The sequence below is a fragment of the Thermocatellispora tengchongensis genome (assembly GCF_014202315.1).
GTDB lineage: Bacteria > Actinomycetota > Actinomycetes > Streptosporangiales > Streptosporangiaceae > Thermocatellispora > Thermocatellispora tengchongensis.
The window spans coordinates 422,342-436,972 of the sequence record NZ_JACHGN010000008.1 but is presented as its reverse complement, the minus strand read 5'-3'; the positions used below and the strand labels follow the sequence as shown (position 1 = coordinate 436,972).

The following is a 14,631-nucleotide window of genomic DNA, read 5'->3' as shown; positions in this document are numbered from 1 at the left end:
TCACAGAGCGGAACGCCCAGCGCGAAGGCGAGGGCTCGGCGCTCGTGGGACGACCGCCGGATGCGGCACGACCCCGGCGCTGAGGAGCGGTCTCCGTGGCGCGGCGCCCGCTGTGAGGGCGGCGTCAGCGCCTGACGGCCGGCCTTGACTGCCACAGTGACATCACCGCCCAGGGTGCGAGTTCGACATCGAGGTCCAGCACGCCGTTGTCGGGCACGGTCAGTGTGAATCTGAGGAGCGAGTCGGCGACCCTGCTCAGGTACTCGGTCTCGGCCCTGGAGAGGTTGAGGGGGGAGCCGAGCCTGTACCAGGCCTCGGCGGGGTTTCCGTGCTCCCAGTCCACGATCTCGACGAGGAACGTGGTGCCGGGTTGCAGTCCGGCGATCGAGTGGTGGATCCTCCGGCTCGGTCCCATCTCGGCCAACGCGCGTGTCGCCGCGTACGAGCCGGCCGAGCCGACGCCCCTCAGGGCCATGTCCTCGGGGTAGTTGAAGAAGACCGCCGACACGGCCGACGTCCGGCTGTCACGGGTCACGACCCCGTCGGACGTCGCGAGGAGCAGGCGGTCGCCGAGCCGTTCCAGCATCGTGAAGGCGTGGAACGTGGGCTTGTGGATGCCGTCCTCGTTCACCAGGCCGAACCCGCCGTGGAACGGTCCGATCCCGGCGCCTCCCTCTTCGAACACGTCGGTGAAGGTCCAGTAGGAGATCGAGTCGGCGAGGGTCGCGCACTTCAGGTACGACCGCGTGATGGAGGTCGCCGCGAACAGCGTGTCGTGGATGAAGTCGCGGGACGACGGCGACGTCGACCACTCGGTGATGTGGATCTCCGCGTCGGGGTACGCGCTGTTCTGCACGAGCTTGCGCAGCAGGGTGAGGTCGTCGAACGTGGCGTCGGCGTACCGGGTTATCTGCACGCTCTCGCCGTCGGCGCCATAGGCGAAGTCGGTGGGATAGAGGTGGGTCGAGATGAAGTCGATCGGGAGCTCGCGCTCGGCGCACCAGGCGATGAACTCCTCGATCCACACCGGGCGCCAGTCGAGCGCGTCCACGTTCGTGGCGGCGGCCGTCTCGTGCATCGCGGAGCGGTCCTCGACCTCGCCCTTGTAGCGGTCGTCGGGCACGAAGACGCTCGTCGCGGGCCCGCCGACCTTCAACTCGGGGTCGATCTTCTTGATCGCTCGCACGGTCTGCTCGTAGAGCTCGAAGTACTCCGTCTTCGTCCCGGTCCAGAAGTGGGGGACCAGGTTGGGCTCGTTCCACACCTCGAAGCGCCATTCCCGCACCTCGTCGAGCCCGTACCGGTCGATCCAGTGCTCGACCGACCTCGTGACCAGTTCGACCCAGCGCGCCATGTCCTTGGGCGGGCTGCAGTGGGCGCCCCACCAGAACACGGTCTCGGTCGCGGTCGCCAGCTCGCGCGGCATGAAGCCCAGCTCGACGAAGGGACGGACACCGCACTCGACCAGGAAGTCGAACACCTTGTTCACGTAGCCGAAGGTGTGCTTGGGCGCGGCAAGGGGCGCGTTCGGGCCGAAGCCGCCGCCGTAGCTCTCCCGGTATACGAACATGTCGTCATGAAAGACGCCGTGAAAGCGGACGTACTGGACTCCGAATGTGGCGACGGCCTCGGCGAATTGCTGCCGCCAGTCCGCACGCAAGGCTTCGTTCGCCCGCCCGGCGCCGATACACCTGCTCCAGATGTGCGGGAGCGCGCTCTCGTCGCGCGGCTCGCCGTCGATCCGGAACCGGGGTTCGCTCTTCATGGCCTCACTTCTCTTCACGAAAATCGTTCAAGGGGATGGGAAAGGGGCGGGCGGCGCTAGCCCTTGACGGCGCCCAGCGACAAGCCCGACTGCCAGTACCGCTGCAGGCTGAGGAACGCGATGATCAACGGGACGATGGTCAGCAGCGCGGAGGTGATCACAAGGTTCTGGATGAGCGCGCCGTTCCCGGCCGTCGAGCCCAGCTTGTTCCACTGGTTGATGCCGATGGTCAGCGGATACCAGTCGGGATCCTTGAGCATGATCAACGGCAGGAAGTAGTTGTTCCAGATGGACACGAACGAGAACAGCAGGACCGTCACGCTGGCCGGTGCGAGCAGCGGGAGCGCGATCTGGAAAAAGGTCCTGAACTCCCCGGCGCCGTCGATCTTCGCGGCCTCCAGCAGGCCGGTCGGCACGGCTTCGGCGGTGAACACCCACATCAGGTACAGCCCGAACGGGTTGATGAAGGACGGGATGAGAACCGCCCACGGGGTGTTGGTCATGCCGAGCTGGGCGAACAGCAGGAACTGCGGGATCGCCAGGGCGATGCCGGGGACCGAGATCGAGCCCAGTACGACGAAGAGGAACACCCGCTTGCCTCTGAAGTCCAGGTTCGCCAGGGCGTATCCGCCGAGGGCGGCCAGAAAGGTCGAGACGGTCGCGCCCAGGACGACGTAGACGACGGTGTTGAGCAGCCACCGGGAGAAGATCCCGTCCTGGTACCGGAACACCTCCACGATGTTGTCCCAGAGGGCGAACTCGCGACCGGGCGCGAGCCCGAACGACGACACGAAGTCGGCCTGTGACTTGGTCGCGTTGATGACCAGCCAAACGAGCGGCAGCAGGCAGTACAGGGTGAACAGGCCCGTCATCACGGTGAGGGTGGCGCTCTTCCTGGGATTGTCCAGCGTGTAGAGCCGGTGGCCGCGGCGGGAACGGCGGGCCGGCGTGCTGAGGGCTTTCCCGGCCTCGGCGGGCAGGCTACTTGTCGGATGCATTCCTCAATCCCCTGATCTGAACGGCGTAGGCGACGGCGATCGTGATCGCCGCCATGACGAGCGCGAGTGCCGCGGCGTAGCCCTGCTGGGACCCGGTGAACGCCAGGTTGTACGCGTACAGGTTGGGCGTGTAGTAGGTGGTGACCCCGCTGTTGGCCACCATCGTGGGCAGGATCTGCGGCTCGTTGAACATCTGGAACGTGCCGATGATCGAGAAGATGACCGTGACGACCAGGGACCCGCGCAGCGCCGGCAGCTTGACCGCGCGGACGATCTGGAACTCGTTCGCCCCGTCGATCGCGGCCGCCTCGTACAGTTCGCGCGGGACGGCCTTGAGCACGGCGTAGAAGATGAGCATGTTGAAGCCGGTGAACGCCCACGTCACCATCACCCCGATGGAGATGAGCGTGGTGTCGGGGGCGAAGGGGTCGAAGTCCGTGCCCAAGGCGTCGTTGAGGCTGCCGAACAGGCCGTATTTGACGCCCAGCAGGAATCCCCACATGAGAGTCGACACGATCGCCGGCACCGCGTAGGGAAGGAAGATCGTCACCCGCATGAACCTGGTGCCGTGCAGGCGCATGGAGTCGAGCGCCAGCGCCAGCGCCATGGCGAGGATCAGCATGATCGGCACCTGGACGAGCGTGAACCGGAAGACGCGCCCCACTCCATCCCAGAACTGCGGGTCCTGGACCAGCTTGCCGTAGTTGGCGAGTCCGACGAAGGTGTTGCCCCCGAGGAGCCTCTCCTGGAAGAGGCTGAGGTAGGCGGCGTACAGGATGGGCACGATGAACACGAGCGTGAACAGCACCCCGAAGGGCGCGATGAACGCCAGTCCGATCTGTGACCTCCGCCGCTTGCGAGTTGGTGCCGAATGCCGGCTCGCATCCGGCGACGCCGTGGCCGAAGCGGTGACGTCGAACCGGCGTGCCAGGCCCATGTCCGTGTTCCTTCCGATCCGTTGCGTGGCCGTTGCGTGGCCGTTGCGTGGCCGTTGCGTGGCCTAGGGTTCGCTTCTTCGCGGGCGGTACGTGCGGCGACGGCCGTCGCCGCACATGGGTCCTCCGCCCGGACGGGAAACCGCTAGCTCACCTCGAAGCCCTGCTCGTTGCCGTACTGGACGCAGCGCCGCTTCCACTCTTCGAGGATCTGGGCGAGTGAGCCCTGGCCCGTGGTGTAGTACGGCGATGCGATGTCGCCGTAGATCGAGCGCGCCCACTCGAAGAACGGCGGGTACTGCCAGCCGCTCCCGACGATCTGCGTGGCCTCGGCCAGCACGGAGCCGACCTTCTGATCGCCGAAGTACTCGTTGGTCTCGCTCTGGAACTTCTCGCTGTCCAATACCGACGTGTTCGGCACGAAGGCACCGGCGTCGACACGGGACGACAGACCGCCGCCGTGGGTGAAGTACTCCAGGAACTTGAAGGCCGCCTCCTTGTGCTCGGCCGCGGCGGGGATGCCGAAGGAGCTTCCGCCGTTCGCCGATCCGACCTTCTCTCCCTCCTGCCACTGCGGCATCAGGGCGACCCTGAAGTCACCGGCCGCTTTCGGGGCCCGCTCCGGCAGCGTCGAGGTCAGCCAGCCGCCCATGGTCTGGGTGGCGAGGGTTCCGTCGTTGAGCGCCCGGTTCCAGTCATCGGACCATCCGGTGATCTTGGTGTTGATCAGGTCCTCGTCGAGCATCTTCTGCCAGAAGGCGACGGCCTTGGTCGTGCCCGCATCGGTGAAGTCGATCCGCACCTTGGTGCCGTTCACCTTGAACGGGCGGCCTCCGGCCTGCCAGATGAGCGAGAGCAGGAAGAAGATGTCCCCGGTGTCCTGGGCGATGTAGTAGTCGTCGCCGAGCGCGCGCACCTTCTTGGCGGCCTCGTAGTACTCGTCCCACGTGGCCGGGGGCTCCTTCACGCCGGCCTTGTCGAGAGTGGCCTTGTTGTAGAACATGGCCGACGGCCCGTAATCCGACGGCAGCGCGTAGACCTTGCCGTTGACCGTCACGTCGCTCCACGCGGCCGGGACGTAGTCGCTCTTCAGGCGCTCGACGCCGAACTCTCCGAGGTCGGTGAGCTTGCCGGGAATGGCGAAGTAGGGCACCGCGAAGTACTCGAACATCACCAGGTCGGGCACACCGGAGCCGGCCTGGATGGCGTTGTCGAGCGCCTTGTACTCGTCCTGGGACGAGCCCGCGTTGACGACCTCGACCTGGATGTTCGGGTTCGCGGCCTCGAAGCCGGGCACGGCCCGCTCGACGGTGCCGTCCCAGCTCCAGACGGTGATTTTCACCTGTTCGCCGCCGCCGGCGCCGCCGTCGGCCGCGCTGCTGCCGCCGCCGCCCGAGCAGGCGGCCAGCGCGAGCATCGGCACGAGTACTGCGGAAAGGAGCCTTACCTTCTGGGAGAGCCGCATGAGCCTCTCCTCTCGTCCTGCTTGGGGGGTTTCGAAAAGATTTCGCAACTTGTTCGTTACTGCGAGGACATTAAGTCCGGTGTCCGTTCCGTGTCAACGGGTGAACAACGGCGAATACCTGAAGCAACCGCCGGAACGGGTTTCTGGTAGATTCGAAATAGTTTCGAAGACCGAAAGGAGCCCCATGAGACGGCGAGCCCGTTCCGAGCGAGCCACCCTGGCGGATGTCGCCCGCCTGGCCGGTGTTTCACCGGCGACCGCCTCGAAGGTCCTCAATGGGCGCAGCGACGTGGCGGCGAAGACGCGTGAGCTCGTCCTCGGGGCCATGGCCGAGATCGGCTACAAGCCGACGACGGCGCGATACGAGTGGACACGCGACCGGAGCCTGGTCACGGTGCTCGACATCGTGGAGTCCCGCTACGCCGGGACGGTGCTCCAGGGAATCCTCGTGGCCGCGACCGCCGCGCAGGCCGAGCTCCTCATCCGCCTGCCGCCCGACCAGCCGATCAGCACGAGCCGTGCGGCGGCCCGCGCCTGGATGTCGGAGCAGAAGGCGTCCGGTGTCGTCGGCATCATCGCGCTCGCCGTCGCCGTGCCCGACCCGGTGCTCCTCGCCGCGGAGGATCTCGACGTGCCCGTCGTGACGATCGACCCGATCGATACGACCGAATCACGCGTCGTCAGCATCGGCTCCACCAACTGGGCGGGCGGCCGGTCGGCGACCGAGCACGTCATCAAGCTCGGCCACCGCAGGATCGCCTGGATCGGCGGCCCGCTGGGCTCCGCCCCCTCGCTGGAACGCTTCCACGGGTACCAGGCCGGGCTCGACTCGGCCGGCATCGCGCCGGACCGCGCGCTGATCCGCCACGAGGCGTTCTCCGTCGAGGCGGGGCGGCGGCACGGCCGCGACATCCTCTCGCTCGGCGAGCGGCCGACCGCGATCGTCGCGGGCAACGACGAGATCGCCGTCGGCGTCCTCACCGCGGCCAAGGAGCTCGGCATCTCCGTCCCGGGCGAGCTGTCGGTCACCGGGTTCGACGACACGTCGCAGACCGAGTGGACCACGCCCCGGCTCACGTCAGTCCGGCAGCCTCTCGCCGGCATGGGCCGGATGGCCGTCGAGACCGTCCTCGGCATGGCCGATGGCGTCCAGCCCGCCTCCCGGCACCTCCAGCTGGCGACGACCCTCAGCGTCCGCGACTCGACGGGCCCCGCCCCGTCATCCTGACCCGCGCGCACCGCAGGGCGGTGGCGGTAAGGGGCCGGCGGTCCCGGGGGCGTCGGGGGGCGGGACCGCCGGCCGGGGGGATGGTCAGCCGATCTTGCCGACGCCGGCGCGGGCGGTGACGGTCGCCTTCACGGTGGCGGGGTCGTCAAGGGTGTAGCCGTAGTACGCGGACGGTTCCTGCACGGTGCCGGAGCAGTCGGGCGCCCCGGAGTCGTCGAGCACGTTGTCGCGGGCGACGCACCGGCCGGACGGGCCGGCGTAGGAGTTGGTCACCGGTTCCTCGACGGTCTCGAAGTAGTTGCCCTCGACCACGCATCCGGCGCCGGCCTGGCAGGCCACGCCGGTGTCGGTGTTGTAGACGTAGTAGTTGTTGTAGACGTGGACGGGCTCGCCGAACCGCACCCGGGGGTTGCGCTGCGGGGTGCGGTCGAACCAGTTGTGGTGGTAGGTGACCTTGAGCCGGCCGGTGTCCTGGGCGGCGTTGCCGTCGTCATGGCCGAGCAGCATGGTCTTGGTGTGCTGGTGGACGTGGTTCCAGGAGACGGTGATGTAGGAGGAGCCGCGCTTGATGTCCACCAGGCCGTCGTAGCCGCAACACAGGTCGTTGTGGTCGATCCAGATGTGGTGCGAGAACATCTGCACGTTGATGGAGTCGTCGGTGGCGCCGCGGAAGACCAGGTTGCGGATGATGACGTTGTGCACGGCGCCGGGGGGCGGTGAGGTGACGGCGTCGTCGGGGGGCAGGCCGATGTTGAGCCCGCCGCCGGTGATGCCGGAGCCGGAGCCGATGCCGACGATCGTCTTGTCGGAGGCGACGTTGTGCATGCCGGCCGGTACGGTGATCATGCCGCGCACACACACGGTCAGCGGGCCGCTCTGGCCGATGGCGGCGATGAGCTCCGCGGCGGTGTCCACCTCGACGGAGGGCCCGCCCGCGCCTCCGGTGGTGCCGTTCTGGCCCCAGGCATCGACGGAGGCGAAGCCGGTGGGCGTACCGGAAGTGGGACAGGAGCCCGGAGGCGGCGTGGAGACCGGCGGGCTGCTGGGCGGCTGGGTGGGGCCGGCGACATCGGTGACGAGCAGGTCGTCGAAGGACGCGCCGGCGTAGTAGGTGGCCAGGCCCGCCCGCCCGGCGCCGAAGGTGGCGTCGGTGGCCGTGACGAGCGGTACGTCGTCGACCAGGCCGCGCAGCGTGGTGCCGAACGCCTCCAGCCTGATGGTGTACCAGGTGCCCGGGGTGACCGTGGCGGAGGCGGTGGCGAGGGTGATGGGGCCTGAGCCGGTGCGCTTGCCGAGCACGACGGCGCCGGAGTTGCTCAGGCCGAGGTAGTAGTAGGCGCTGGTGCTCTGTGCCCTGGCGAGCACCGCGGCGTACCGGGCGGTGCCGTTGAAGGCCAGCGGCTTGACGCGCGCCTGTACGGCCTGGTCGGTCCAGGTGGTGCCCGCGACCGCCCTGGCGTCGGCGCTGGTGCCGGACTGACGGTAGACCCGGGTGCCGTCGGTGGTCACCGACCAGCTCCCGCCGGACCTGGACCAGCCGGTGGCGTCGCCGTCCTCGAAGTCGTCCTGGAACAGCGTCGCGGCGGACGCGCCGGGCATCAGCGCCGTCGCGGCGGACGCGCCGGGCATCAGCGCCGTCGCGGCGGACGCGCCGGGCATCAGCGCCGTCGCGGCGGACGCGCCGGGCATCAGTGCCGTCGCGACGAGCAGGACGGCGGCGAGGGCGGCCACGAGCGCGGCGAGCGGTGGGCCGGTGGTGCGTCTCCTTCTTCGCACGGTGGAACCTCCACGTTCCCGTCGGTGCCGGCCCGCGCGCCGGTGCCGGCCAAAGCGAAGGAAAGCGCTTTCCGTTGCCGTACTTGTACGCCTTGCCGGCGCCCCGGTCAAGCGCCTGTTCGGGACCGGCCCGGCCCGGTCCCGCCCGGGAACGGCGTTCTCCCAGTTGAAGCCGGGAACCGCGGCGTGCCGGGCGCGGCCGGGAAATCGCGTACGCCGCTGTTTCGGCCCGTCCTCGCCGCCGTGCACGGCACGCGCCTTTTCGCCCGTACGGGAGAGGCCGGCCCGGCACTCCTCTGTAGCTGGGCGATGTCGTAGGAGGCCGCGCGGTCTGGGGCGGTGTCGTCAGATGATCTCGTCGTGGCTCGCGCGGGCGTCGGCCCGCTGCGTGCGAGCGGACGGCTCGGCCTGGGTGGCCAGGTTCATGAGCATCGCGGTGAGCCCCGCCTGCAGCCGCGACTCCAGCCTCAGTTTGGTCAGGATCGCGGTGACGTGCCGCTTGGCGGTGCGCTCGCTGATCGACAGCATCCTGGCGATCGAGCGGTTGTCGTAGCCGAGGCCGAGCAGTTCGAAGGCGGCGTGTTCCCGGCCCGTCAGCGACGGGGCCAGCAGCAGCGCCGTGGCGATGGGCTGCGGCAGGGCGGCGCGCCTGGCGATGGCGCCGGCCGAGGCGTCCCGGGACCCGCACGCCGGGCAGCAGTGCGGGGCGAGACCGACCGGCGGCCACGCCGCGTGCCCGGCCTGCCGGGGCGTTCCCGTCCTGCCATCGATCAAGGAGGCGGCATTCCCAGCAGGGTGCTCGAACATACTCATATGCTGCGCCGATGCGGTATCGGAGTGGTTTGACCGGGGTGTAGTGGCGGTAGATCGGCGGCGCCGGCGGGAAGGGATCACCGGCCGCCGGGCTCGGGCGCCGTCGCGGCCGGGGCCGGTTCGTCCGACGACGCGGGCAGGGCGAGCCGCGCGTACACGCCGGAGATCACGATGAGCAGCCCGGCCGCGGCGAGGATCGTGTCGATCGGGCCGAACGCGACGCCGGCCACCGAGCCCGAGAAGTCCCGCAGCGCCGAGCTGGCCAGCCAGCCGGCCGCCATCGCGGCCAGCATCGAGGAGAGCCGCGTGACCGGATAGAACACCGCGATCACCCTGCCCGTGTACTCCTTCGGCGCCGCGGCGAGCAGCAGCGGCGTCATCGCGGTGTTGAGCATGGTGATCGGGACCATGAACAGGAAGAGCACGGCCAGGCCGGCGAGGAAGCCGGTCTGCTGGGAGTAGGCGAGCAGCAGCGCGCCGCCCGCGATCAGGCCGGCCCACGTGGTGCCCCGGGCGCCGATCCGCTGCACCACCATTCCGGCGCACAGCGCGCCGATGATCCCGCCGACGCCCATCGCGGTGCCGAGGTAGCCGTACAGGTGGGAGGGCGCGTGCAGGTTCCCGGTGAGGAAGAACACGTTCAGCGTGTTCAGCGCCCCCATCCCGAGCTGGCCGATCACCGAGAGGGTCAGCAGGGCGATCAGGAACCTGCTGCCGGCGAAGACGCGCAGGCCGGCCGTGTACTCCGCGAGCAGGTTCGCCCGCGGCCGGTCCGGCGCTCCTCTCTCACCTCGCGTGTCGAGGCGGGCCGAGCGGATGGCCACGTAGGACACCGCGTACGACGCCGCGTTGAGCAGCAGGGCCCACTGCATGCCGACGGCGAACAGCAGCGGCGCCGCGAGCGGCGGCCCGACGATCGCGGCGGTCCCGGCCGTGGCCTGGGCGATGCCCGCCGCCCTGGCCCGGTCGGCCTCTCCGGTCACGATCTCCCTGATCACGGACAACCGCGCGGGCAGGAAGAACTGGCCGGTCGCGTTCAGCAGGAACACGACCAGGTAGATCATCGTGAGCCAGGCCCAGACCGGCAGCGCGCCGACCGGCAGCACCGACACTGCCGTCAGCAGCAGCACCGCGGCGCCGCGGATCACCTCGGTGCCGAGCATGGTGCGCAGCGGGTCCCACCGATCGACGAACACCCCGGCGAACGGGCCGACCACCAGCACCGCGGCGCCCACGGCGATGAGCACGCCGCTCACCGCGGCGGGACCCCACGGCTGCCCCTTCGCCAGGACGGAGGCCACCCACAGCACCAGGGTGGTGCTGAACACGTAGTCACCCACCGACGAGATGGCCTGCCCGTACCACAGGCGGGCGTACTCGCGGTTGATCAGGATCCGGTCCAGCGTCCGGGTCAGCATGCCCCGGCCCGGCCGGACAGGATGATCATCGAGGCGAGGGCCGCCACGAGGGTCGTGTGGTAGGACTTGCGGAACAACTCGACCGGCGTCGCCGACGGCCCCGGCCGCTGTGCGGCGAAACGCCCGGGGATCGCCCCGCTGGGCGTCTGCGCCGCCAGCAGGCTGCGTATCCCGCCGATGCCGGACCGGGTGCGTGCCGGGTCCGCGCCGAGGCAGAACTGCGTGAGCACGAACTCCCCGGTGAGGTCCCAGTGATCGGCCTCCACGAAGTGGTCGGTCAGCCGGTCGGCGATGCCGAGCGCCCGCTCCCGCTCCTCGTCCGTCAGCCCGGCGTCGCGGAAACCGAAGTCGGTCAGGTGGAAGACGGTGTGGGTGATGGTGTAGGCGTCCTCGATGTCCATCGGCAGGACCGTGGTCAGGTTGGCCAGGAAACTGGCCTCGTACAGCTCCCGGTACGACTCGAAGGCGTGGCCGAGACCGGCGATGTCGGCGTAGTAGCGGGTTTCGAGGCGCAGGTAGGGCGACTTCCCGTACGGCGCGAGGTGGCCGCCGGGGGCAAGCTCGGCGAGGGTGGCCAGGTGGTGCCCGCCGGTGATCCCGGCGGGTGCGAGCGCGCCGTAGATCAGCCCGTACTGGCGGAAGTACGCGGGCTTGGCGGCGACCTGCCGCGGGAACTCCGGGTCCCGCCAGATCTTGTGCAGGGTCTCGGTCACCCTGGCGAGGTCGTCGTCGCCCGGCCGCACCCTGCTCCAGAAGAGGTGGAGCAGCGCGAGCTCCAGGCTCGCCTTCACCTTCGGGGTCACCGGCAGATCCGGGTACGACGGGTCGAGGTAGTCCACGTTCTCGCTGATCCAGCGGGTGGCCCCGGCCGACAGGCGGGCCAGCTCGGCGGTCGCGTCACCGCCGTCGCCGGCGTCGCCTGTGGGCGGGCCGGGCTCCGCGATCGTCCCCGCGCCCGTTCCCGGCCGTTCCGTGTCGCGAACGATCTCCCCGGCCATCGCCGGCTCCTTTCAACAGGCCATGTGACGTGGGCGTTCACTCGACGAGGCGGCTACAGGCGCCCGGTCTCGTCGAGGTAGTCGAGCAGGGCGGCGTCAACGGTGTCGCGGAAGGACGCGAGCGCCCGCTCGTCCTCGTGGTGACGGTACATGTCGCCGCAGGAGATCCAGCGCTCCCGGGTCCGCGCGGCGGGCAGGTAGCCCTCGCCGACCGTCCCGACCTCCCAGCCCGGTTTCCCGGCGGTCTCCCAGCAACTCGCCAACGTGCCGTCGGCGTTCACCACCGCGCCGTACCGGCCGTCGCCGTGCCCGCAGGTGGCGCAGGGCACGTACGCCCGCGGCCTGCTGACGGTGAAACCGCGGTCGAGCGCCGCGCGCTGCCATCGCGTGAATCGGGCCGACAATTCGCCGGTGTGCCGCAGATCATTGGCGTATCCGACGCCCACGTCTCCCACCGGGGCGAAATAGATGCTGCACCGCGAAGGGTCGAGCGCGGCGCCGAGGCGGTCGATCAAAGAATCGATTCCGGGATGATTGTGATGGGAGACGTTCACCCGGAGAATCCACCGTATCGAGGTGACCTGTGACGCCCGGACGATATTGCCGGCGATGGTGTCGAAGGTGCCCCCGCGTGAACGCCGGACCCGAATCCGGTCATGGTCGTCGCGGTCGCCGTCGAAGGTGACCTGTATCGACCTCAGCCCGAGGTCCTCCAGCCGCCGGGCGAGCGGCGGGGTGAGCAGGGTGAGGTTGGAGATCATCCACGCGGACGACAGGCCGTGATCGGCCGCCCGCGACAGCAGTTCCAGGCAGCCCCTCGGGTTGAGCAGGGGCTCCCCGCCGAACAGGAGGATCCTGAGCTCGTCCAAGCCGGCCGCGGCCATCTGCCGGCCGGCGAACGCGAGGATCGAGGTGATGGTCTGCGAGGTGAGCCGGGCGTGGGCGATCCGGGGCGGGCGGGCGCCGCCGTGCGGGTCCTGGCCGGTGTTCTGGAAGCAGTAGCCGCACCCCAGATTGCAGTCGGTGCTGGTCAGGACGGTGAGCGAATAGGCGCGGTCCGGCACCGCGGACAGCAGCCCGCGCTCGCGCAGGCGGCGCTCGGTGCCCGGCCTGAGCGCGCCGTCCGCGGTCAGGTGGTGGGCGCCGAGGCGGGCCACCCCTCCGGGGCCGAGGAACCACCAGTTCCTCGCCCCCTTGAGAATCCGCTCTCCTCCGGTCCGGGCGGACTCGCGCACCTGACCCTGGTCCACTGCGACCTCCGCGTTGTCTCCCGGCGCGTCGGCGTTGTCTCCCCACGCGTTGGCGTTGTCTCCCCACGCGTCGGCGTTGTCTCCCGGCGCGTCCGCGGCGGTGGCACCCGGCCTCGCGAGGAGACCGGATGCCGGCCCGCCGTCCAGGATCAGAGCTGGTTGCTGTTGTTGATGATGCAGCCGGGAGCCTCGGGCTCAACGCTCTGCGCGACGACTTCGACGTCTTCCGACTCGGCGGTCTCGGGCTCGGGGGTCTCGGGGGTCTCGGGCTCGGACATGTTCTTCTCCTTTTGCCATGCGCCGATTGCGATCCGGCGTACGACTGGACGGCGAAACTGCCTGGCAGGAACAGTGTCACCACGCCGGGCGATGCGCATCCATTGGACTTTCGGGCCATTCATCGGGCGGTCTTCATAAAACAGCGCACAAAAAACGGGCACGCGAAAAGCGGGCCCCCGCTCGGCTTTCGGATTCAGGCCAGAAGCTCGTCCGCCACCGCGAGCAGTTTCAGGGCGGTGGGATCGGTGGCGCCTCCGGGCGGGACGCGGGTGGCGATCCGGCGCAACAGCACGTGGAGGTCGTCCCCGGGCGGGGCGGCGCGGTTCGCGCGGCGCAGGCGCAGCAGGAAGTCCAGGCCGCACGCGGCCTGCACGGCGAGCAGCGCGAGCAGGTCCACATCGGCGAGGTCGCCGCGCAGCGCGTTCGAACGGTCCAGCACCTCCAGCACGCCGATGCACTCCTCGTGCCTGATGAGCGGCGCCGCCATGATGCTGCGGGGCACGTACCCGGTGGACCGCGCCGCGTCGTGCGCGAACTGGGTCACCTCCGTCAGGTCGTCGGCGATCATGGGCTGCCCGCTCTCCGCCACCCAGCCCGCGATCCCCGTGCCGGGCGGGAACCGCCTGCCCAGCAGATGGGTCTCGCCCTCCCCCGACACCGCCTCGAAGACGAGCTCGCCGGTGTCCTGGTCCACCAGGAAGATGGACGCCGCGGCCGAGCCGAAGACGTGCCGGGCCACCTCGACGATCGACTGCAGGAGCCGCCGTTCGGCGATCTCCGCCGAGGCGGAAGACGGCGGGTCATTCGCGATCATGTGCTCCTCCGTTGCTCGGGCCGACGTTGCGCGCGGTCAGGTACAGCACCGACTTGAGCTGGAACGGCGTCATCCAGCGGTGCTTGCTCAGGATGAGCGCGCAGATCCCGGTGATGTGCGGCGCCGCGAAGCTGTTGCCGGTGCTGCGGATCTCCTTGCCCCCCGGCCAGGCGACCGGGACCCTGACGCCGCGCGCGTAGAACTCGGCCGGCGGTGCGGGGTTGTAGTAATAGGTCATCGGGTCGGGCTCGTCGTGGCTGGCCACCGAGATCACCGAGGAGAAGGTCCACGGATAGCTGGTCACGGGCATGTTGTGCGCCGAGGCGACCAGGAGGCAGCGCCGGAAGTACGCCCGGTCGGCCAGCTCGTGCAGCGCGGGCCGGAATTCGGTCCTGGTGGTGGAGAGACTGAGGTTGATCAGGTCGAACCCCTCCTCGATGGCCCAGCGGAGCCCGGCCAGCAGGGCGGCGCCGCTGCCCGACTTCCCGTTGGTCAGCACCCTCACCGACGACAGGGCGGCTCCCGGCGCCAGCGACCTGATCACACCGGCGCACGCCGTGCCGTGGCCGGCGGGATCGGCGGGGTCGCAGTCGGCGACCTCCAGGCCGCCGTCCGGGCCGCCGGTGACCGCCAGCGACCTCTCCAGCCCGCCGATCCGGGGGTGCGCCGCGTCCACACCGGTGTCCACCACGCACACGCGGACGCCCGACCCGTCCGCCCCGCCCCAGGCCCACTCGCGGGACACCTCCGCCTGGGAGCTCACCGGGAACTCCTCCGGCGCCGTACGGGAGGTGGCCAGGCTCCAGGCGGGCACCCCGGGGAACCGGTCGAGCCGCTCCCGCCGCCACGGCGGCTGCCCGAGCGTGCTCACGGCGGGTCCTCCCCCGCGGCG

The 14,631-nt window shown here is 69.9% G+C and carries 13 protein-coding genes; 1 reads left to right on the top strand and 12 read right to left on the bottom strand.

The annotated features are described in order from the left end of the window. Window positions 1-124: 124 nt before the first annotated feature. From HNP84_RS21340 to HNP84_RS21325, 4 genes are all read right to left on the bottom strand, one after another. Window positions 125-1,765: a GH39 family glycosyl hydrolase gene (locus HNP84_RS21340; RefSeq protein WP_185051514.1), complete on the bottom strand. Its 1,641-nt coding sequence runs from the start codon at window positions 1,763-1,765 to the stop codon at window positions 125-127. A 56-nt stretch (window positions 1,766-1,821) separates the two neighbouring features. Then, window positions 1,822-2,763 carry a carbohydrate ABC transporter permease gene (locus HNP84_RS21335; protein ID WP_185051513.1) on the bottom strand — a complete coding sequence of 314 codons (942 nt, stop codon included), beginning with the start codon at window positions 2,761-2,763 and terminating at the stop codon, window positions 1,822-1,824. Beyond that, the gene (locus HNP84_RS21330) at window positions 2,747-3,700 is read right to left on the bottom strand and encodes a carbohydrate ABC transporter permease (protein WP_185051512.1); all 954 of its coding nucleotides are present in this window, start codon (window positions 3,698-3,700) and stop codon (window positions 2,747-2,749) included. Before HNP84_RS21330 ends, HNP84_RS21335 begins: the two co-directional genes overlap by 17 nt. A gap of 143 nt (window positions 3,701-3,843) precedes the next feature. Then, window positions 3,844-5,163 carry an ABC transporter substrate-binding protein gene (locus HNP84_RS21325; RefSeq protein ID WP_185051511.1) on the bottom strand — a complete coding sequence of 440 codons (1,320 nt, stop codon included), beginning with the start codon at window positions 5,161-5,163 and terminating at the stop codon, window positions 3,844-3,846. Window positions 5,164-5,347: 184 nt separating this feature from the next. On the opposite strand from HNP84_RS21325, the gene HNP84_RS21320 reads away from it, so the two are divergent. Then, a complete protein-coding gene (locus HNP84_RS21320; RefSeq protein WP_185051510.1) occupies window positions 5,348-6,391 on the top strand; it encodes a LacI family DNA-binding transcriptional regulator in 1,044 nt (347 codons plus the stop codon). 84 nt (window positions 6,392-6,475) lie between these two features. Here HNP84_RS21320 and HNP84_RS56135 read toward each other — a convergent pair whose 3' ends face one another. The 8 genes from HNP84_RS56135 to HNP84_RS21285 form a co-directional block, all read right to left on the bottom strand. Further along, window positions 6,476-8,167, bottom strand: a complete 1,692-nt coding sequence (locus HNP84_RS56135; protein WP_221336523.1) for a pectate lyase family protein — start codon at window positions 8,165-8,167, stop codon at window positions 6,476-6,478. A gap of 345 nt (window positions 8,168-8,512) precedes the next feature. Then, window positions 8,513-8,941 (bottom strand): helix-turn-helix domain-containing protein, encoded by a 429-nt coding sequence (locus HNP84_RS21310; RefSeq protein WP_246518405.1) that lies wholly within the window; start codon window positions 8,939-8,941, stop codon window positions 8,513-8,515. Between the two features lie 116 nt (window positions 8,942-9,057). Continuing rightward, window positions 9,058-10,398 carry an MFS transporter gene (locus HNP84_RS21305; RefSeq protein WP_185051508.1) on the bottom strand — a complete coding sequence of 447 codons (1,341 nt, stop codon included), beginning with the start codon at window positions 10,396-10,398 and terminating at the stop codon, window positions 9,058-9,060. Continuing rightward, a complete protein-coding gene (locus HNP84_RS21300) occupies window positions 10,392-11,396 on the bottom strand; it encodes a DUF6895 family protein (RefSeq protein ID WP_221336522.1) in 1,005 nt (334 codons plus the stop codon). Before HNP84_RS21300 ends, HNP84_RS21305 begins: the two co-directional genes overlap by 7 nt. Window positions 11,397-11,449: 53 nt before the next feature. Then, window positions 11,450-12,646 carry a radical SAM protein gene (locus HNP84_RS21295; RefSeq protein ID WP_221336521.1) on the bottom strand — a complete coding sequence of 399 codons (1,197 nt, stop codon included), beginning with the start codon at window positions 12,644-12,646 and terminating at the stop codon, window positions 11,450-11,452. Window positions 12,647-12,795: 149 nt separating this feature from the next. Further along, window positions 12,796-12,924: a hypothetical protein gene (locus tag HNP84_RS55110; protein ID WP_281396195.1), complete on the bottom strand. Its 129-nt coding sequence runs from the start codon at window positions 12,922-12,924 to the stop codon at window positions 12,796-12,798. A 194-nt stretch (window positions 12,925-13,118) separates the two neighbouring features. Then, window positions 13,119-13,739, bottom strand: a complete 621-nt coding sequence (locus HNP84_RS21290) for a GAF domain-containing protein (RefSeq protein ID WP_185051507.1) — start codon at window positions 13,737-13,739, stop codon at window positions 13,119-13,121. Then, window positions 13,726-14,610, bottom strand: a complete 885-nt coding sequence (locus HNP84_RS21285) for a S8 family serine peptidase (RefSeq protein ID WP_221336520.1) — start codon at window positions 14,608-14,610, stop codon at window positions 13,726-13,728. The genes HNP84_RS21290 and HNP84_RS21285 overlap by 14 nt, the downstream gene beginning before the upstream one ends. Window positions 14,611-14,631 lie beyond the last annotated feature (21 nt).

Excerpts from the sequence above, each read along its gene's own strand:
- HNP84_RS21340 (WP_185051514.1), bottom strand. The coding sequence starts at position 1,765 with ATGAAGAGCGAACCCCGGTTCCGGATCGACGGCGAGCCGCGCGACGAG.
- HNP84_RS21325 (WP_185051511.1), bottom strand. The coding sequence starts at position 5,163 with ATGCGGCTCTCCCAGAAGGTAAGGCTCCTTTCCGCAGTACTCGTGCCG.
- HNP84_RS21300 (WP_221336522.1), bottom strand. The coding sequence starts at position 11,396 with ATGGCCGGGGAGATCGTTCGCGACACGGAACGGCCGGGAACGGGCGCG.
- HNP84_RS21320 (WP_185051510.1), top strand. The coding sequence starts at position 5,348 with ATGAGACGGCGAGCCCGTTCCGAGCGAGCCACCCTGGCGGATGTCGCC.
- HNP84_RS21290 (WP_185051507.1), bottom strand. The coding sequence starts at position 13,739 with ATGATCGCGAATGACCCGCCGTCTTCCGCCTCGGCGGAGATCGCCGAA.
- HNP84_RS21335 (WP_185051513.1), bottom strand. The coding sequence starts at position 2,763 with ATGCATCCGACAAGTAGCCTGCCCGCCGAGGCCGGGAAAGCCCTCAGC.
- HNP84_RS55110 (WP_281396195.1), bottom strand. The coding sequence starts at position 12,924 with ATGTCCGAGCCCGAGACCCCCGAGACCCCCGAGCCCGAGACCGCCGAG.
- HNP84_RS21330 (WP_185051512.1), bottom strand. The coding sequence starts at position 3,700 with ATGGGCCTGGCACGCCGGTTCGACGTCACCGCTTCGGCCACGGCGTCG.
- HNP84_RS21305 (WP_185051508.1), bottom strand. The coding sequence starts at position 10,398 with ATGCTGACCCGGACGCTGGACCGGATCCTGATCAACCGCGAGTACGCC.